The following is an 18,353-nucleotide window of genomic DNA, read 5'->3' as shown; positions in this document are numbered from 1 at the left end:
GCCAGAAGGCGGGTTTTTTGTGGGTTCCGGAGAAATTTAAAGCCTTCTCTGGAACCTTGTATGGTGCCGGCACCAGGAGTCGAACCCGGGACCTACTGATTACAAGTCAGTTGCTCTACCAACTGAGCTATACCGGCGTGTTAGGGCGACGATTATAGCGATTGCGTTGGTTCTGTAAACCCCTGAATTCAGACTATTTTTACTCGACCCTCAGGTTACCCGCGAGCCAGTGCTTTTCTGAGTTTCTGAAGCGTGCGCCAGCCCCTACTATTTTGCATCGCGTGCAGCTGCGCTTCGGCCAGTTCGGCCCGTTGCAGGGCGGTGGCGAGTTGTTTTTCAAACCCCAGATCCGCGGCGCTGACGGGATAGCTGAGCAGATGCCCCTGGCACAGTTGAAAGTTGTCGAGGTTGCACGGTGGGATGTCGAAGGCGGGTTTGAGGGCCAGGTGTTCGTTGGCCAGGAACCAGGTGTTGATGCCGTCGAACAGGATAGCTTGGTAGCCGGCGTCGGTAACGAGGTGTTCCCAGGTGTGGTCGCGGGCCCATGGGGTTTCGATGAGGATGATCCAGGGGCGCCAGGTGGCGAAGTCCATGCCGCGCAGGACGGTTTCTTCGTGGCCTTCGACGTCGATTTTCAGGAAGTGGATGGGGCGGTTCTGGGCGTATTGCTCGCAGATGGAGGTGAGGGTGCGGGCTTTGACGGTTTGGCGGCGTACGTCCATGCCCAGGGCTGTGCGTTCCTGGGCGGTGGCCGGGTCGACGGTGGAGAGGCCGGTGCCGGGGATGCCGTAGAAGGTGAGGTCGCCCGCGCTGTCGCTGGCCACGCATTGCAGGGTGGTGTCGTTGGGGCGTTGTTGGCACAGGGCGTCGTAGTAGTTTTGCATCGGTTCGACGTTGATACCGGTCCAGCCATGGTCGTAGAAGGCTTTGGTGACGGAGTCGTGGGTGGGGTCGTTGGCGCCGATGTCGATATAGAAGCCGTTTTCGAACTGTTTGAGGGCGCGCCACAGGCGGATGTCTTCGAAATTCTGTGCGTAAGAAATGAAGGTCACTGTGGCTTCCTGTCAGTTGGATTGTTCTGGGCGGTGGGCGCACTTCCGGCACCCTTATCTGTTTGTATAACAAGGGCGGTTGCCGGGTGCAATTTTCCGCTGATGGCGTCCGGGATTCGGCGGTTATGTCCTTTTGATTGAATGCTTATGCACAACGGGACGGCCGATAGGCGAGAACGGAGGCAATTTTGTGGACCTGTTCTCATTTGTTCGCAAATCCCTGTTTTTAGGGTTTTTTATTTATGTGAACAAAAAATGACCAGCAGTGTTTCAGTCACGAAACAGCGCATTTATTGGATCCACGAGAATTCCATCAACAGAGTTATCCACAGGCTGAGGCTGTTTAAGAGCGCTCGCCCAAGAGCAGGAAATTGCGTGGTGTGAGCGGGGTTTCGCAGAAGGTGCCGAGGCGAACGGTGTACCCCTGTTCGGACAGAAAAAGTGCCCGATCGAGTACCAGCCACAACTCCAGCGGGCGGCGGAAAAGGCCCCGCAGCAGCTCCAGATTGCGCACTTCGGCCAGTCGCTGCCAACCGGCGGCTTCAAGGGTTGGCCAATCCTGCGGGCCGATTGTGGATAACTCTTTCAGTGCGGCCAAATGATGGCAGTAGTCGGCGAAGGATTTATCCAGCCATGCACTGGGCAGGGACGGCGTGGGCAGGTATTCGTCGACGCCCCGCAGTTGCCGTTGCAGCAGGTCGAAAGCAAGACGTCTGGCCATCGAAGTATCGCGCTGACGTCGGACGCGAGCACCGGCAGTGACGGTTTCGCTCATCGGCAATGCGAGATCGTCGAGGGACAGCTTTAGGTCCGATCGCAAACCCGCCGAGGAAAGCGCCTCATAGGCAGGAAGGCTGATCCGGTTATAACAGCAGGGCGCGACGGCCAGTTGTTTGCAGCCCACCGCACTGGCAAGTTGGATTAACCGCACATGCAGATCGCCACAGGCGTGCAGCGCAACCGGGGTGTGATCGTTCTTCAATAAGGAAGCAGCGCCAGCCGCGAGTACATTTTGCTCAACGTGCAGCGCATGCAACTGATGACGCTGGCTGAGTGCCTGACCGCTCAGCACCAAAGAAGGGTCGTATTCCAGGCACGTCAGTTGTTGCCCGGTTTGCAGCAAGCGTCGACCCAAGTGACCTTTGCCCGAGCACCAATCCAGCCAATGTTGCGGCAATGCAGCAAATGACAAGCGACTGGCAAACGCCTCAATCTGCTGCCACTTGCGTCCCGGCACATCGACATTTAACCGATGCCCGGCCGCTTCAAGCGCTTGCGCCGGCAACTCGCCCACTGAACTCAGCTCAAGCGACAACGCCGCCAATGAAGCAAACGGCTCCGGCGCATCCAGCAAGCAAGGTTGGTTATGACTGTTTTCCGCTTCCTCCAGCGACCGCCTGCGTAGCCATAAAGCCAGTTCCGGGTAGGACGCTTCCCAAGGAAGCCGCAGATGAGTAAACGGTCGAGGCTTCCACAGCGCCTGATGCTCAATCAGAAAAGCATCCAGCGCTGCGAAACGGGCGAGTAGGGCCTCGCCCGTCAGCACGTAGGAGGAATCAACGCCCTTGGCAGGCATCGACGCGCAGCCAGCGCTCCAGCAGCTTGAAGCCGCGAACCAGCACGTAAGCCATCAACAGATAGAACATGCCCGCGGCGAAGAAGATCTCCACCGGCAGGTAGGTCCGGGCAATGATGGTGCGGGCCATGCCGGTCAGTTCCAGCAAGGTCACCGTGCTGGCCAGGGCACTGGCCTTGAGCATCAGGATCACTTCGTTGCTGTAGGCCGGCAGGCCGATGCGCGCGGCACGGGGCAGGATGATGTAGAACAGCGCTTTGGGCCGGGACATGCCCAGTGCTCGCGCGGCTTCGATCTCGCCCGGTGGAATCGCCTGGATCGCGCCCCGCAGGATCTCGGCTATATAAGCCGCTGTGTGCAGGGTCATGGTCGCCGTGGCGCACCAGAACGGATCGCGCAGGTACGGCCACATCGAGCTGTTGCGCACGGCATCGAACTGCGCCAGGCCGTAGTAGACGAGGAACAGCTGAACCAGCAACGGCGTGCCACGGAAAAAGAAGATGTACGCGTAGGGCAATGACCGTACGTACCAGAGTCGCGATGAGCGCGCGATGCCCAGCGGAATCGCCAGCAGCAAACCGGCGATCACGGCGATGGCCACCAGTTCCAGGGTCAGCGTCGCGCCTTGGGCCAGTTTCGGCAGCCACTTGATGATGACTTCCCAGTTCATGAGGCGCTCCTCGCGAAGCCGCGAGCGGCACGTCGTTCCAGAAAGTACATGCCGGTCATGGCCAGGATGGTCAGGCCCAGGTACATAAATGCAGCGACCATAAAGAAGGTGAACGGCTGTTTGGACACGGTCACGCCGATTTGCGCATGACGCATGATTTCTTCCAGGCCGATCACCGACACCAGAGCGGTGTCTTTCATCAGGATCATGAACAAGTTGCCCAGGCCCGGCAGGGCGATGCGCCACATCTGCGGCATGATCAGCTTGGTGAAGATCCGGAATTTCGACATGCCCAAGGCCACGCCGGCTTCGCGGTGACCTTTGGGGATCGCCAGAATCGCGCCGCGAAACACTTCCGTGGCGTAGGCGCCGAAGCACAGGCCCAACGCGATTACCCCAGCGGCGAAGGCATTGAGTGCGAGGTCGGGATTGCCGAAAAATTCGCCCAAGGCACGCATCAAATTGACGGTGCCGAAGTAGATCAACAGCACCCAGAGCAATTCCGGGATGCCACGAACCAGGGTCGAATACGTGCCGCCCAGCCATTGCAATGGCTTGTGCGGGGAAGTCTTGGCCAAGGCGCCGAGCAGACCGAGCACCAGCCCCAGGCACAAGGCCGAGAGAGCCAGTTTCACAGTCATCAGCGCGCCAGCGGCGAGCGCCGGGCCGAATCCGTAGAGGTCGATAATCATGGATTTCTTTTCAAATCGCGGCAGGCAATGCCAAGGACCGGCACCGTCAGCGAACGGTGCCGGTCAGGCAGGTCAGAATCAATAGATGCTGAACGGGAAGTACTTGTCGTTGATTTTTTTGTAGGTGCCGTCTTCAACGATTTCTTTCAGAGCAAGGTTCAGCTTCGCGCGAATCGGGTCGCCTTTACGTACAGCGATACCGATCTTGTCGCTTTCTTCCACCGGGTCGCCTTTGAATTCGTAAGGGCGGCCGGCGTCGCTTTTCAGCCACTCGTAGTTGACGTACTTGTCCGCGAGGATGCCGTCCAGACGACCGGAAGTCAGGTCGAGGTAGGCGTTTTCCTGGGTGTCATAGAGTTTTGTTTCAACGCCTTCCATGTGGTCTTCCATCCAGGTGCCGGCGAGGGTCGCACGTTGTGCGCCGATCACTTTGCCCTGCAGAGAAGCCTTGTCGGTTTTGAAGTCGACGTCTTTCTTGGCGATGAATTGCAGCTTGTTGGAGTAGTACGGGTCGGTGAAGTCCACCGCTTGCTTGCGCTCGTCGGTGATCGACATCGAGGAGATCAGGAAGTCGAACTTCTTGGCGTTCAGGGCCGGGATGATGCCGTCCCAGTCAGAGGTGACCACGGTGCATTCGACTTTCATCTTGGCGCACAGGGCGTCGCCGATTTCTTTGTCGAAGCCGACGACATTGCCACTGGCATCTTTATTGTTGAACGGCGGGTAGGCCGCTTCGATGCCCATCTTCAAGGTTTCGGCGGCGGCACCGGCGCTGAAGGCCAGGGTGACGGCGGCGGCCAGGAAGATTTTTTTGTAGTTCTGCATGCGGGTAGCTCCGTTAGCGGTTGCTGGACATGAATTGTTTGCAGCGCGCCGAAAGCGGGTTGTCGAACACCTGCTGTGGCGATCCTTGCTCTTCGATCAGGCCCTGGTGGAGGAACACCACTTCGCTGGAGACCTGACGGGCAAAACCCATTTCGTGGGTCACGAGCAGCATGGTGCGGCCTTCTTCAGCCAATGCGCGGATGACATTAAGTACTTCCTGGACCATTTCCGGGTCAAGGGCGGAAGTCGGCTCATCGAACAGGATGACCTTGGGTTGCATCGCCAGCGTGCGGGCAATCGCCGCCCGTTGTTGCTGACCACCGGACAGTTGCGCCGGGTAAGCATGACGCTTGTCTGCGATGCCGACCTTGGCCAGCAAGGCTTCGGCGACTTCGATGGCTTCGGCTTTGCTTTGGCCGAGCACCCGGCGCGGGGCTTCGATGATGTTGTCGAGCACGCTCATGTGCGGCCAGAGATTAAAGTTTTGAAACACAAAACCGATCTCGCTGCGCAGGCGATTGATCTGTTTGCCGTCGGCGGCAACCAGTTCGCCGTTCTTCGCGGCTTTGAGTTTGAGTTCTTCGCCGGCTACCAGGATCTGGCCCTGGTGCGGGTTTTCCAGCAGGTTAATGCAACGCAGGAACGTGGACTTGCCGGAACCGGAGGAACCCAGGATCGAGATCACATCGCCGTCGCGGGCGGTCAGCGAGATGCCTTTGAGCACCTCAAGCTGTCCGTAGCGTTTGTGCAAGTTGCGGATTTCAAGCGCGGGCGTGGCCTCAGCCATGTGCGTTCCTCATAGTGTTTCGCTCCTGCTGTTGGTGGCCTTCCTGGCGAGGCGGCCAAGCTAGCATAGCGTTCGAATGGCAGCCAACAGCGCTACGGGCGGTAAACGGATGGTGTGTGGCAGGTTGTCGCATCGGTGGAGCAGACTGTCGCGCTGCTATCAACCGAACAGACGTTTGACCCCGCTTTAAATACAAGCCGGAGCGGGGGGCACGTAAAAAAAGGCGCGATGTTGCCAGCTTTGACGGGGTGTTGGAAGCGCTAACCGGACAAACGTTCCGGATCTGCACTTTTATTGTGCGTCGCGCATTTTTTAAGTGTGTTTATGGTGCGTTGATTCGTCCTTCAAGTGGGTCGCTGGGTAACGCTCTGGCAAATTGCCATTAATCTCAATGACTTGCGATGACCGTCCGGTCAGCCTAAGAGCCGCGGTTCTCGGGACTCTGTAACATTTTGGCGCAATTATTGCGTGCAGAATACGGAACGCCCCGTTGGATTCTTTTTACGAGAAAGAAATGCCAGACGCGGTGGACTGAATCGCTTTCCTTGCAAAGGTAGTTTCAATGAGCAGCACCCAAAGCTCTAATGGCCTCGAACAGGGGCTCAAACCGCGTCATGTGACTATGTTGTCGATCGCTGGTGTTATCGGCGCCGGCCTGTTTGTTGGCTCGGGCCACGCCATCGCCGCTGCCGGCCCAGCCGTGCTGTTGGCCTACGCCGCTGCCGGCGCGCTGGTCGTGCTGGTGATGCGCATGCTCGGCGAAATGGCCGTCGCTTCGCCGGACACTGGCTCCTTCTCGACATACGCCGACCGCGCGATCGGGCATTGGGCCGGTTTCACCATCGGCTGGTTGTATTGGTGGTTCTGGGTGTTGGTGATCCCGCTGGAGGCCAACGCCGCCGCGACCATCCTGCATGCCTGGTTCCCGAATGTGGCGATCTGGGCCTTCACCCTGGTTATCACTTTGCTGCTGACGGTGACCAACCTGTTCAGCGTGAAGAACTACGGTGAGTTCGAATTCTGGTTCGCTCTGGTCAAAGTTATCGCGATCATCGGCTTCATTGGTCTCGGCATTCTGGCGATTTTCGGCTTCTTGCCGAACAGCCAGGTCAGCGGCGTTTCGCACCTGTTCGACACCCAAGGCTTCCTGCCAAACGGCATGGGCGCTGTATTGGGCGCGATCCTGACCACCATGTTTTCCTTCATGGGCACCGAGATCGTGACCATCGCGGCCGCGGAATCGAAGAACCCTGGCCAGCAAATCTCCAAGGCCACCAACTCGGTGATCTGGCGGATTGGCTTGTTCTACCTCGTGTCGATCTTCATCGTCGTGGCCCTGGTGCCATGGAACGATCCGGTTCTGGCTGCTGTGGGTTCCTACCAGACTGTACTTGAGCGTATGGGCATCCCGAATGCCAAGCTGATCGTCGACATCGTGGTGCTGGTGGCTGTGACCAGTTGCCTGAACTCGGCGCTGTACACCGCTTCGCGCATGATGTTCTCCCTGGGCAAACGCGGTGATGCGCCGGCCGTTTCCCAACGCACCAACAAAAGCGGCACGCCGTACTGGGCAGTCATCCTGTCCACCGCTGCTGCGTTCCTGGCAGTGTTCGCCAACTACGTGGCCCCGGCCGCTGTGTTCGACTTCCTGCTGGCCACCTCTGGCGCCATCGCGTTGTTGGTGTACCTGGTGATCGCCATCTCGCAACTGCGTATGCGCAAGCAGCGTATGGCACGCGGCGAAAAAATCGCCTTCAGCATGTGGTTGTTCCCGGGCCTGACCTACGCGGTGATCATCTTCATCGTCGCGGCCCTGACCATCATGCTGTTCCAGGACGCCCACCGCGTGGAGATCCTCGCGACCGGGTTCCTGAGCTTGCTGGTAGTGGCGGTCGGCTTGTTCGTAGCCCGTCGTCGCAAGATGCAGAAGGTTGGAGCGGTGGTGTTGAACTGATTCACATCGCGTAATGCAAAACGGCCGCTGTCAGTGATGACAAGCGGCCGTTTTTGTTTTCCGGGCAGTGTTTCAAGTGGGGTGAACCCAATCCTCAACCCGTAAGCCAGGTACGCGTTCAAACTCCCGAAGATTATTTGTTATTACGGTGAATCCTTGTGAGCGCGCGTGGCCGGCGATCATCTGATCATAGGGACCTATCGGTGTTCCTGCTTTTGCCAGTTCTGAACGAATCATCCCGGTGTGAGCGGCGGCATCGTAATCGAAAGGCAAGATCTCGAGGCGGGCAGCAAAGCCCTCGATGACAGCGAGGTTCTTTTCCGGCGCTGCGGATTTCTCTGCACCGTAGATCAGTTCCATCAGCGTAATTGCACTGATGCACAACTGGCCGTGATGACGATTAAACGCCTCGCGTACAACTTGGGGCTTGTTCTTGATGGTGAAAATACAGATGTTTGTATCGAGCATGAACTTGATCATCAGAACGACTCACGCTCCTGATCGATAGGTTGTTCACGGTCGGTCATGAAGTCTGTACTCACGCCTTCGCCGTCGAACCAGCTATCCCAAGCTTCTCCAGCGGGAGTGATGATTCGTGCTCTGCCGATGGCGATTACATCAACTCGTTTCACATCCCCAGGCATCGCTACGGCTTTGGGCAGGCGAACGGCCTGGCTCCGGTTGCTCATGAAAATGGTGGTTTGCTCCATGTTGTCCTCCTGCTCTTTTGCTGCAGTTGTGAGTCCAAAGGATAGTTTTTAAGCGGGATATGTCAATGGGATATACGTGTCGAGTGACAAAGGGTAGCGACAGACCTGGGCACGTTTTTGTTCTCTACAAAAAAACGGCCGCTGTCAGTGATGACAAGCGGCCGTTTTTGTTTCTATTCGAAGGCGATTACTCAGCCTTTTCTTCCTGCGCGTCCAGCGATTCGCGATAGCTATCCAGCGCAGTGCCGAAATCAGTGATGAACTGCGGATCGGTCAGCCAGGCCTGGGCGGTTTCGCGGTCCATGCCGTCGGTCCACATGCGGTAGTCGATCAGCATGTCGGCGGCCAGGTGGGTGGCGGCCATGGCTTCGTTGTCGGCGTTTTCCATATCCAGCAGTTCTGGGTGGTCGCTGATGATGTCGGCGAGGTTCGTCAGCAGGGTCAGTAGCATGTCGTTACGGCCGATGGCTTCGGCGTCGCGCATTTTGCTGAACATCGCCAGGGTGTATTCCGGGATCGGCTCGCCGATGTCGCCCAGGTCATCGTCCAGCTCGGCGGGTTTACGGCCGTGGATATTGATTTGCTTGGCTTTGATCTTGGCGCGTTTGGCGCGTTTTTGTTGCTTGTTCAGGGATGCCATTAATTTCAGTTCGCTTTCGGTTGTGTTTGGGCCGCGATGGCGTCGGACGCCGCCACGTAGTCAGCCTGGAAGGCTGGGGATTCGATCCACGCCAGGGCGCCGGCTTCGTCCGCTTCGGTGGACCACTGGCGATACTCGATCAGCGCCGCGAGGATGAAGTCCATCGCGCCTTCTTCGCCTTCCTGTTCGTACACCAGCGTCAGCAATGGGTCTTCGAGGAAAGCCGTGCACATGGCTTGCTGACTGATTTTTTCAGCGTCGATCATGGTCTTGAACAGTTCGGTCAGGTCCACCGATTCGAAGTCGATGCGGTCATCGTTCGGGTCCAGCTCCACCGGCGCGGCAGCCCGTTGGGTGCGGTTCTGCTTGGCCTTGGCTTTGGCGCGGGTGGCGCGTTTTTGCTGCTTGTTCGCGGATGCCATGGGCGTCGTTCCGTATTTCGTTGAGAGGGCAGGTCACTCAGCTACGTGAAACTCGCCGCCCGGGAGTATCGGGGGCCAGTTCGCCGTTTTGCAGCCAGGACAATGCAATGGGCCATAGTGTGGCTTGGTATGGGCTACGAAAAAAGGCGAAATGTCCGACTTCTTCTTCGCCAATGTCTTTCGGGGCGATTCGCAGATGGGTGGTCGTGCTGCCGGTGAAGTAGCCGAGCAAGCGCTCAATGGCCGGGATCGTGCCGTAAGGATCGTCGCTAAGGCTGATGGCCAGGGTTTTTGCGGTGACATTGGCGAACGGCAGCCGACCGTGCTTTGCGTGGATCACGCGACCGCTGGGGCGCTGCTCGTAGCGAGCGGTGGGCGTGCTCCAGTCGCGGACGACGCCGGCGGGCGTGTCTTCCAGCCAGCCAAGACGTTTGCCGGGGAAGTAACCGCAGATCATCGTCATCAGCGGCATCACCAGGTGCCATTTGCCGAACATTCGCCAACGGTGAGCGGGCGCATAGTCGCGCCAGTAAGCGAACTGCGCGCCGACCGTCACCAAGTGCCGGATCAGGTGCCCAGAGGCCCCCAGGCCCGCCGCACAGCCGCCAAAGCTGTGGCCGACCACGTCGATGGGCTGGCCGGGGAATTCACGCTGAGCGCGCTTGAGCATCGCTTCGAAATCCAGCGCGCCCCAGTCGGACCAGGAAGCGTCCAGCCCTTTCAGCGACGCCGGCCGCGATTCGCCGATGCCACGGTAGTCATAGGTGATGACATCGAAGTCATTGGCGAACAGGTAATCGGCGAAGCGCGAGTAGTGTCGGCAACGGACCGAAGTGGCGGCGTTGATGATCACGACCGGGCGGGCGGTGTCCTGGAAGGCGTGACGCCAGGTGAAACCGCCGAGGGTGAAGCCGTCGCAGGCGGGTTCTTTGAAGGGGGCGCTAGTAACTGGCGACGTTAACTCAGCCTGGGCTGGTGCCGGTGAGGGCATGTCCTGCAAATTCATTGGCTTTGGACCTTTGCGGGTAGCTGCCAACGATAGTCTTCGCGCAGCTTATGGACAATCTGTCGGGGTTATCGGTCTGTTTGGTTGAGCAGACGCTCTTCAATTGCCCGTCGTTCCCGATCCAGCTCAGCGCGCAACTCCTCCTCGCTCGGCAACACCAGTTTGTACTTGCTGGCGAACAGTTGTTCGTTGCCCTGTAACACCGAGTAGCGCACCACTGACTCGTTTTTTTGCGCGCAAAGAATGATACCGACGGTGGGCCCGTCTTCATCGTTGCGCTTGAGGTCGTCATACATGCGCACATACATGTCCATCTGGCCAACATCCTGATGGGTTAATTCACCGCGCTTGAGATCGAAGATGACAAAGCATTTGAGCAGGTAGTTGTAGAACACAAGATCGATGTAGAAGTCTCTGCCTTCGGTGCTTATGCGTTGCTGGCGGGCGACAAAAGCAAAACCATTCCCCAGCTCGAGCAGGAAGCCCTGAAGTTGCTCGATGAGTGCTTGTTCAAGTTCGGTTTCCAGAACGAGTCCTGCATTGGGCAGGCCGAGAAACTCGAGCATCACGGGATCCCGGATGAATTCCCGAGGGCTGTCGGTCATCGCTTTGATGTTGGTAGCGGCTTCCGTCATGACGGGAGCCTTGTCCCGACTCATCAATAGACGCTCGTAGTAGAGGGTGTTGATCTGGCGTTCCAGCGCGCGGCTTGACCAGTTTTGATTGGCGGCTTCGTCCATGTACCACTTGCGTGCCTTGTCGTTATCGACACGTAGCAGCCTTCGGTAGTGGGTCCAGCTCAATTCGTGACGCAGTGCGTCACAATTTGGGAATGCCTGGTAGAACAGCCGCATGTAGCGAAGGTTTGATGCATCAAAACCTTTCCCAAACTTCCCTGTCAGGTCCTTCGCAAGCGTCGCCAGCAATTGCTTGCCATACGTGGCCCTTTGGGCACCTTCCTGCTCGAACTCGACAATATGCCGGCCAATCTGCCAACAGGTTTGTACTTGAGCGGTATCGACCGCTCTCAAAACCTTCTGGCGCGCCTGGCGAATCAATTCGCCAAGATTGCCAAGCAGTGAGGCGAGTTGTGGGTCTTGAGTGTTGTCGGGTGTGAGGGCGCTCATGAAGTTTTCCGCAGCTGGATTGACTGGCGGAAAGAATGCCAATGACAAGCTAGTCAGCGATGCCGGGCGCTGCCGAAAAACCGGCAGGAAATTCCGATTCAATTTGCAGGACGCCACCGGCTGCGTCCGACGTTTAAGGAATACAACGCGTAGTCCTATTCGCAGTCGTCCCAAGTTCCAATCAATCTAAAACTTGGGTGTCCCGTCAGAAATCTAAAGGGGTAACGATTGGGCTCCGTAGAGCCCGGGAGTCGCCATCATGAAGTACATTCATTCACTCGTATTGCCACTCGCCGCCCTTGGCGTGTTGATGTTCCCAACCCTGTCGCATGCCGCCAGCCTCGATCCGGTCGACAATTCCGGTGTACAAGCCCAGCAGCAGCAACAGAACGGGATCACCTACCTGTCCGGCGGTATCGGCGAGGACGAGTCAAAGGCCATTCAGCAGTCCAAGGGTTATAACTTGCACATGACCTTCTCCGTTGGTTCGCAGAATCAATACATTCCCGACGTGGAAGTGGTCATTCAAAAAGCCCAGGGAGAAACCGTGCTGACCCTTACTCAGGCCGGCCCTCTGGTTTACGTTCAACTGCCTGCCGGTAAGTACACCGTTGTTGCGACTCGCAACGGCGAGGTGCGGCGTGACGTGACGGATGTAGGCAGCGGCGCTGCTCGCAATCTAGTCTTCCACTGGGGCGAGGCAAATTAGGCGCCTCGGATTTGGTGCATTGGCTTGTCAGGCTGTCGTGATTACGATTCTCAGCAGGCAGAGGCACCCGCGCTGTGAGAAACGACTGTTCAGTTCCTGATCAATACTGGCCAGTGCTTATAGCGATGCCAATGATTGGAGGACTGCTACACGCAAAGGATTGGTTTCCACGCTCAGCAGTTTGATGGCTAAGGCGCAGCAGACCACGATCAACATGGGCTTGATCAGCCGGGGACCGACCCGAACAGCCGCTCGTGCACCTAGCTGTGCACCGATGAACGCTGCCAAAGCCATGGCTATGGCAATCGGCCAGATAATTACCCCTTTGGTGATAAAAACCGATAGAGAGCCCAGGTTGCATGAGGCATTGGCAAGTTTGGTGAAGCTCATGGCCCGCATCATGCCGAGGCCACAGAGAAGGACAAGCCCGACAATGAAGAAAGAGCCTACGCCGGGGCCAAATATGCCGTCGTAGAAGCCCAGGATGGGCGCAACGGTAAACGAGAAAAGCAGGATGCCGATTCTCTTGCGCCGGTCCTCACTGGCCAGTTTTGGCGAGAGCGCAAAATAGATAGCCACCAGAATCAGCATGATGGGCACGCACACTTCCAGATAACGCTTATCAATAGAACTGACCAACAAGGCGCCACCGGCGCCGCCAATAAATCCGCAGACAACCAGGAAGCGGCCTTGGCGCCACTCGATCAAGCCCTTGCGAGCAAAGGTTATGGTTGCCGAAATAGTTGCCGAAGCAGCCTGGAACTTGTTCGTTGCAATTGCACTGATCGGATCTACACCTGCCAGAAACAACGCAGGTAAGGTGATCAAGCCACCACCTCCGGCAATGGCATCAAAAAAGCCAGCGCAAAAGGCGACAAGCGCCAACATGCCAATGACATCCCAAGACATTACATTCCCTCTTTATCGTTGTTGGCCAGTCATCACATGACGGGTCGTTCAAGCCTGAGCATTTAAAAAATCAGCCCTGCAGCAGTAATGGGTCATCTGAAACAACGATAGGAGTCGAAAATTTTGAAAGTCCGAAGATGCGAACCAAGACCCGCCTGTTGTCTTTGATGACATCCCGACAGTGCAGAGCCCGGGTGTTATTGATGGCCATGGCCGATTCCTGGGTCAGCGTGTATTTGGCGGGAGTTGCTTCGTCCACGCCCTGACAAAGGGCGGTGTAGGCTTGTTTAACAAAATTCGAGACGTTCTCGTTGACCGAAAAGCGATACGAGTTGAAACGGGCGGCGAAACCGACTTTGTCGTCGAACTCCAGAATCGAAACGTTGCGGCCATCCTGTCCTCTGCCACTGACAAAGGAATCGCTACGAGTGAACTGAAAGTTACCCGTGGTCAGTGCGAGGCAGTTGGTGACGCCAATTTTTTCGAGTATGGGAGGCAGTGGAATGACCCGAGTAGGTTCCAGGCTCGGGTTCCACAGGGCGGAAAGTATGAGCGACGAGGGAGAGGGTGAGTGCCCGTCTTTCGCGTTCACGGCGCACCAGTAAGGCGCCTCGGTATGCGGGCCAAGTGCGAGGCCGGAATGGGAGCTCAGTTCTTTGATTTCCGGCTCGGCATTGATTTTGATAAGTCCGCCACCCTTGAAGTTGGCCACCAATCGAACCAGTTTTCCTTCGTTATCCATGTCATAGGCAAAGGCAGTGTTATCCACCAGTTTCAACAGGATCTGACTACGGGCAGCCAGGCAAAGGATGTCGTATCGATTTTCGAGGGATGTCAGGTTTGGTAGTTCATTTGGAGGGCTGACATCGGTGAATTTCTGTAACCCTTCAAAGATCAACACAGAAACCAGGCCGTCGGAGTAGGCACCCAGCAGCTCACATTGGTCTTTCGAAAACGAGAACTTTAACTCGGTGGCTGCCAGAGAGGCTTTGGACTTGGCTCCTGGTGCCTGCGGCCCGCCGATCGCGGCCAGTTCTTCGGCGAATCTGTGAAGTAGGGTCGCTTGCCGAATATCAAAGCTGAAAGTTCTGATTTCTTGTTCAGTAAAAAACTCGGCGGTTTCGACGTCGTGTTTGATGGCGCCAGTCATTGTCTACATCCCTGTCGTGTATCTGCTCCCGGTTATGCGGCAGATCCTCCTTCGATTCTGCCCAGTCCGATAATCTGCGTATGTCATCCATTTCCGTTAAAGCCTACGGAGCGTTCCGACAGACCCGAAGGACAGCCAAAAAGGTTCGATCACCCCTGCTGATGCTTTTCGCGACTAGGCCTCGGCGAGCGTTACAGGCGTTTCCTGGCGTGGCGATAGGAGGTGGGGAATTGATGCTTCGTCCGGCGCTTCGATGGTGAGTGGAGCGGCGCCTGATCAAATCGCGGGCATAAAAAAACCCTGAATCTTGCGATTCAGGGTTTTCGGTATTTGGTGCCCAGAGACGGAATCGAACCGCCGACACGGGGATTTTCAATCCCCTGCTCTACCGACTGAGCTATCTGGGCAACGGGGCGCATTAAACTGGTTTTTCAGGGGGTCGTCAAGAAAGTTTTCAAAAAAATTTTAATTATTACCGTCGCTTACGTTCCGACCCCCGAAATATCGGGATTATTCAGCCGGCGGAACGTAGCCGTCAGCCTTGGCGTATTCCTCGCCGGAAAAGAACTTGTCCATCTCGCCCTGCAGATATTTGCGATCTTCGGCGTTCATCATGTTCAGGCGTTTTTCGTTGATCAGCAGGGTTTGGTGTTTCTGCCAGTCGGCCCAGGCCTTGGCCGAGACGTGGTCAAAAATGTCCTGACCTTTGGCGCCCGGGAACGGGGCGCGCTCCAGGGCTGGCAATTCTTCTTTGTACTTGCGGCACATGATGGTGCGGGTCATGACGACTCTCCTGCGTTCAATACGGCGGCCGCGCGTTCGAGCAAGGTTTTGACCGGGGCGGCAAGGCCCAGGCGCGGCGGGGTGGCGAGGTTATACCAGAGCCAGTCAGCCTCGGCCACGTGATGACCGGACTCCTGGACCTGGACCAGCCAGGGTTCGATGGACAACTGGAAGTGGCTGAAGGTGTGGACCAGGCTCGGCAGCGCTTGTTGGCTGCCCAGTTCCAGCGAGTGCTGCGTGGCCAGATGTTGCAGGTCGTCGAGGTCGTCGAGTTCCGGCAAGCTCCACAAACCGCCCCACAGGCCCGTGGAAGGCCGCCGGTAAAGCAGAATCGCACCTTTGCCGTTGGAGAGCATCGGCATCAACGTGCGCTTCTGTGGCACGGTTTTGCGCGGTTTGGGGATCGGGTAGCGGGTTTCCAGGCCGAGCATGTGCGCTTCGCAGCCCTTTTCCAGCGGGCAGAGCAGACAGCTCGGTTTACTGCGAGTGCAAAGCGTGGCGCCCAGATCCATCATCGCCTGGGTGTAGGCGTTGACTCGATCATGCGGTGTAAAGCGCTCAGCGTTCGCCCAGAGCTGTTTGGCGACCTTCGGCTCACCCGGATAACCCTCTTGCGCGGTAAAGCGCGCCAGGACCCGTTTAACGTTGCCGTCGAGGATCGGCGCCCGCAGGCCCATGCTCAGGCTGGCGATGGCGCCGGCCGTGGACAAACCGATGCCCGGCAGATCGACAAGCTTTTCCACATCACGGGGGAATTCGCCGCCGTATTCAGCGACGACGATCTTCGCGGTCTTCTGCAGATTGCGTGCGCGAGTGTAGTAGCCCAGGCCCGTCCACAAGTGCAGCACTTCGTCTTCCGGCGCTGCAGCCAGGGCTTCAACCGTCGGCAACGAAGCCATGAAACGGTCGAAGTAGTTCAGCACGGTGCTGACCTGGGTTTGCTGCAACATGATTTCCGAGACCCACACCCGGTACGGGGTGATGCCCTGTTGCCAGGGCAAGTCGTGGCGGCCGTGGCGGTCGTACCAGTCCAGCACCGCCGATGAAAACTGCTCGGCTCTCATCGCTTGAACAGCCCCTTCAATGCGTTTTTCAGTTCAGGACTGACTTTGTCACCAAGCTTCTCGTCGATCTTGTCGCTGAGCTTGTCGCCGGCCAATTTAGCCGCGACCTGGCCCATGCGTTCGTTGTCCAGGCGGCAGGCCTTGGCTCCCAGTTCCAGCGGACCACGGCAGCGCAACGGCCACTCGATGCCGACGAACTTGTCGCCGACCTGGCAGGCCGGATCCGGAATGGCGCTGGTATCGCCTTCGACGATGATGCCGACGCGATAGTCCATGCCCAGCACCCGCAGATCGACGTCGCCGTCACCGTTGACGGTCATGCCCGGGGTGCGCACTTTCATGTCGGGATTGCTGGCCACGCCGTTGCGAAAGGTCAGGTTGCCCTTGAGTTCCTGGAACGGCGTGTCCTTGCCCCGTGGTTCGCCGCTGAGGGTTTTGCGGTTCAGGGTGGCGATGCCTTTGCACAGTTGCTGCTCAAGGTTGGCATTGAGCAGCACGCCGTTGTTGATGACGAAACTGGCGTTGCCGTTGAGGCTTTCGATCAGTGCTTTCTGACTGTTGCCGTTGCCGGTCAGCGCGCTGGTGAGCGTCACCAGGCCTTTGACTGGCGGATTTTTACCCTGGCTTTCGAGGATCTTTTCCACCGGCACTTTGGTGATATGGGTTTGCATACTCAGGGCCGGCACTTGCTGACGCACGTCCAGGGTGCCCTTGGCTTCGAAGTTGCCGTTGTACAAGTCGCCGCGCAGGTTTTCGAGGGTCAGCAAGCCGCCCTGGCCGGAGGCTTTGAGCGCAGCGTTCTGGATGGGCAGTTTGTCGAGGGTCAGTAGGCCGAAGGTCAGGTCGGCATCTACGTCGAGTTTACTCAGGCGTTCCACCGGCAGCAGGCGCTCGGTGCTCCAGGCGCCTTTGGTCGGCGACGGTGGCAGCGGTGTAGTCCCGGCGCCAGCCATGGCATCGGCCTCGGTGCTGGCCACTTCGGCCTGACGCACTTGCGTGGCGCTGTTGGCTTCGGCGGATTTGGGCGGCAAGTAACGATCGACGTTGAACGTGTCAGCCTTGAGGGTGGCGCGCAGCGATTGCTTGGCGAAGTCCTCGACGGCGATCCGGCCACTGAAGTTGCTGTCGTCGACTTTCAGGTTGATGTTGTCGAACGCCAGGCTGGTGGGCGTCCCGGCGAGACGGCTGACCAGCTCGACTTTGCTCAGGCTGCCTTCGGCCATAGCCGGGAGTTTCTGGCCGATGCTGTCGACGAATTTGGCCAGGTCAAACTGGGCAATCGACAGGCCGCCGTTTATTTGCGGGGTCTTGTCGAGGTCGTTGACCTTCAGTTCACCCAAGGCGCGCAACTGGTTGGCAGAGATCTTGATCCCGGTCCATTCGGCGACGTTGGCCGCTTTATCCAGCAGCACCTGACCCTGGGCGGCGAAGGTCATGGTCTTGCCTTGCAGCGGGTCGCCGGTCACTTCGCCGGACAGTTTCATGTCTTCGAACTGGTAGCGCTGAAGGGCGCGGGCGATGCGCAGCTCACCGTTAAGCTCGGTACGAATCCGCAGCGCAGGCTGGTTCGCAGACAGGAACGCCGTGAGTTTGAGCGGAATGTTGGTCGAATCGTGAACAGCTCCGGTGCTCATCTGGATGCTTTCGGCGCTGTAGTTCTTGCCGGTTTTTTCATCGTTGTATTCAACCCGCGCGTTGTTCACGGTCAGGCTGTCGATGTCCAGGCGGATCGGCTGCGGCGGTTTTTCCGCTACAGCGGGGGCTTCTGGCGCAGGCTCGCCGGCAGCCGGCGGGGTGCCAGCTGGAGCAGTGTTGGGCTCTGGCGGGAGCTTGCCGATGTCTTCCCAGTTGCCGTGGCCGTCCTTGTCGCGGTTCAGGCGCAGGTTCAAGCCTTCGACGCGCACGTCACTCATCTGTACTTCACGGCGCAGCAGCGGCAGCACGCGAACCGACAGGCCGAGCATTTGCAAGTCTGCGTAAGGTTCGTTGGGTTTGATCAGGGTCGCGATGCTGGCGTCGTGCAATTCCAGGCCCAGCCACGGGAACAGGCTCCAGCCGATATCGCCATTGAGCGTCAGCTCGATGTGGGCCTTGTCGCGGGCAATCTGGCGAATCTCGTCTTTATAGTCGTTGGGATCGAAGAGGTGGGTCAGGGCAAAGCCCAGCGCCACAATGATCAGCAACAGCCCGAGAAGTACCAGACCCAGGATTTTGCCGAACGCTTTCATGGGCGAGTCCTTGTAGTTAGTCGAATTCGAAAAATAGCCGGGGAGTATA

The 18,353-nt window shown here is 57.9% G+C and carries 19 protein-coding genes and 2 tRNA genes; 2 read left to right on the top strand and 19 right to left on the bottom strand.

Annotation, left to right across the window (positions count from 1 at the left end; genetic code table 11):
• Positions 1-61: 61 nt before the first annotated feature.
• The 7 genes from AC1MEW_RS01590 to AC1MEW_RS01560 form a co-directional block, all read right to left on the bottom strand.
• Positions 62-137, bottom strand: a tRNA-Thr gene (locus tag AC1MEW_RS01590).
• 78 nt (positions 138-215) lie between these two features.
• A complete protein-coding gene (locus tag AC1MEW_RS01585; RefSeq protein WP_480425235.1) occupies positions 216-1,052 on the bottom strand; it encodes an FkbM family methyltransferase in 837 nt (278 codons plus the stop codon).
• Between the two features lie 343 nt (positions 1,053-1,395).
• Positions 1,396-2,628 carry a methyltransferase gene (locus AC1MEW_RS01580; protein WP_480425234.1) on the bottom strand — a complete coding sequence of 411 codons (1,233 nt, stop codon included), beginning with the start codon at positions 2,626-2,628 and terminating at the stop codon, positions 1,396-1,398.
• Entirely contained in the window at positions 2,609-3,298 is a 690-nt protein-coding gene (locus AC1MEW_RS01575; protein ID WP_201199770.1) for an ABC transporter permease, read from the bottom strand. Before AC1MEW_RS01575 ends, AC1MEW_RS01580 begins: the two co-directional genes overlap by 20 nt.
• Positions 3,295-3,990 carry an ABC transporter permease gene (locus tag AC1MEW_RS01570; protein WP_201192248.1) on the bottom strand — a complete coding sequence of 232 codons (696 nt, stop codon included), beginning with the start codon at positions 3,988-3,990 and terminating at the stop codon, positions 3,295-3,297. The genes AC1MEW_RS01575 and AC1MEW_RS01570 overlap by 4 nt, the downstream gene beginning before the upstream one ends.
• A 78-nt stretch (positions 3,991-4,068) precedes the next feature.
• Positions 4,069-4,815 carry an ABC transporter substrate-binding protein gene (locus AC1MEW_RS01565; protein ID WP_201199772.1) on the bottom strand — a complete coding sequence of 249 codons (747 nt, stop codon included), beginning with the start codon at positions 4,813-4,815 and terminating at the stop codon, positions 4,069-4,071.
• 13 nt (positions 4,816-4,828) lie between these two features.
• Complete coding sequence (locus AC1MEW_RS01560) at positions 4,829-5,602, bottom strand: ABC transporter ATP-binding protein (protein ID WP_323570420.1); 774 nt, start codon at positions 5,600-5,602, stop codon at positions 4,829-4,831.
• A 562-nt stretch (positions 5,603-6,164) separates the two neighbouring features.
• Between AC1MEW_RS01560 and gabP the strand changes: the two genes are divergently transcribed.
• On the top strand, positions 6,165-7,556 hold the full coding sequence (gene gabP / locus AC1MEW_RS01555) for a GABA permease (protein ID WP_201199777.1): 1,392 nt from the start codon (positions 6,165-6,167) through the stop codon (positions 7,554-7,556).
• Between the two features lie 72 nt (positions 7,557-7,628).
• Here gabP and vapC read toward each other — a convergent pair whose 3' ends face one another.
• The 6 genes from vapC to AC1MEW_RS01525 all read right to left on the bottom strand — a co-directional run bounded on the left by vapC (position 7,629) and on the right by AC1MEW_RS01525 (position 11,461).
• Entirely contained in the window at positions 7,629-8,036 is a 408-nt protein-coding gene (vapC, locus tag AC1MEW_RS01550; protein ID WP_201256175.1) for a type II toxin-antitoxin system tRNA(fMet)-specific endonuclease VapC, read from the bottom strand.
• Positions 8,036-8,266 (bottom strand): type II toxin-antitoxin system VapB family antitoxin, encoded by a 231-nt coding sequence (gene vapB, locus AC1MEW_RS01545; protein WP_201256176.1) that lies wholly within the window; start codon positions 8,264-8,266, stop codon positions 8,036-8,038. The genes vapC and vapB overlap by 1 nt, the downstream gene beginning before the upstream one ends.
• A gap of 187 nt (positions 8,267-8,453) precedes the next feature.
• A complete protein-coding gene (locus AC1MEW_RS01540) occupies positions 8,454-8,906 on the bottom strand; it encodes a hypothetical protein (protein ID WP_322270243.1) in 453 nt (150 codons plus the stop codon).
• Between the two features lie 5 nt (positions 8,907-8,911).
• Positions 8,912-9,328 (bottom strand): hypothetical protein, encoded by a 417-nt coding sequence (locus tag AC1MEW_RS01535; protein WP_201199781.1) that lies wholly within the window; start codon positions 9,326-9,328, stop codon positions 8,912-8,914.
• Positions 9,329-9,365: 37 nt separating this feature from the next.
• Positions 9,366-10,334: an alpha/beta hydrolase family protein gene (locus tag AC1MEW_RS01530; RefSeq protein WP_480425230.1), complete on the bottom strand. Its 969-nt coding sequence runs from the start codon at positions 10,332-10,334 to the stop codon at positions 9,366-9,368.
• 68 nt (positions 10,335-10,402) lie between these two features.
• Positions 10,403-11,461: a PDDEXK nuclease domain-containing protein gene (locus AC1MEW_RS01525; RefSeq protein ID WP_480425228.1), complete on the bottom strand. Its 1,059-nt coding sequence runs from the start codon at positions 11,459-11,461 to the stop codon at positions 10,403-10,405.
• 259 nt (positions 11,462-11,720) lie between these two features.
• Here AC1MEW_RS01525 and AC1MEW_RS01520 point away from each other — a divergent pair, with 259 nt between their 5' ends.
• Positions 11,721-12,170 carry a carboxypeptidase regulatory-like domain-containing protein gene (locus AC1MEW_RS01520; protein ID WP_201256178.1) on the top strand — a complete coding sequence of 150 codons (450 nt, stop codon included), beginning with the start codon at positions 11,721-11,723 and terminating at the stop codon, positions 12,168-12,170.
• 117 nt (positions 12,171-12,287) lie between these two features.
• Here the strand turns inward: AC1MEW_RS01520 and AC1MEW_RS01515 are convergent, their stop codons facing one another.
• From AC1MEW_RS01515 to AC1MEW_RS01490, 6 genes are all read right to left on the bottom strand, one after another.
• Positions 12,288-13,079, bottom strand: coding sequence for a TSUP family transporter (locus tag AC1MEW_RS01515; protein ID WP_480425226.1), 792 nt, complete (start codon positions 13,077-13,079; stop codon positions 12,288-12,290).
• Between the two features lie 70 nt (positions 13,080-13,149).
• On the bottom strand, positions 13,150-14,229 hold the full coding sequence (locus AC1MEW_RS01510) for a hypothetical protein (protein WP_201256180.1): 1,080 nt from the start codon (positions 14,227-14,229) through the stop codon (positions 13,150-13,152).
• Positions 14,230-14,560: 331 nt separating this feature from the next.
• A tRNA-Phe gene (locus AC1MEW_RS01505) sits at positions 14,561-14,636 on the bottom strand.
• A gap of 103 nt (positions 14,637-14,739) precedes the next feature.
• Positions 14,740-15,012: an oxidative damage protection protein gene (locus tag AC1MEW_RS01500; protein WP_008149405.1), complete on the bottom strand. Its 273-nt coding sequence runs from the start codon at positions 15,010-15,012 to the stop codon at positions 14,740-14,742.
• The gene (mutY, locus tag AC1MEW_RS01495; protein WP_480425224.1) at positions 15,009-16,076 is read right to left on the bottom strand and encodes an A/G-specific adenine glycosylase; all 1,068 of its coding nucleotides are present in this window, start codon (positions 16,074-16,076) and stop codon (positions 15,009-15,011) included. Before mutY ends, AC1MEW_RS01500 begins: the two co-directional genes overlap by 4 nt.
• Positions 16,073-18,304 carry an AsmA family protein gene (locus AC1MEW_RS01490; RefSeq protein WP_201199830.1) on the bottom strand — a complete coding sequence of 744 codons (2,232 nt, stop codon included), beginning with the start codon at positions 18,302-18,304 and terminating at the stop codon, positions 16,073-16,075. The genes mutY and AC1MEW_RS01490 overlap by 4 nt, the downstream gene beginning before the upstream one ends.
• Between the last annotated feature and the right edge of the window lie 49 nt (positions 18,305-18,353).

Source organism: Pseudomonas sp. ASL4 (assembly GCF_056680395.1).
This window is presented reverse-complemented; position numbering and strand designations above follow the sequence as displayed.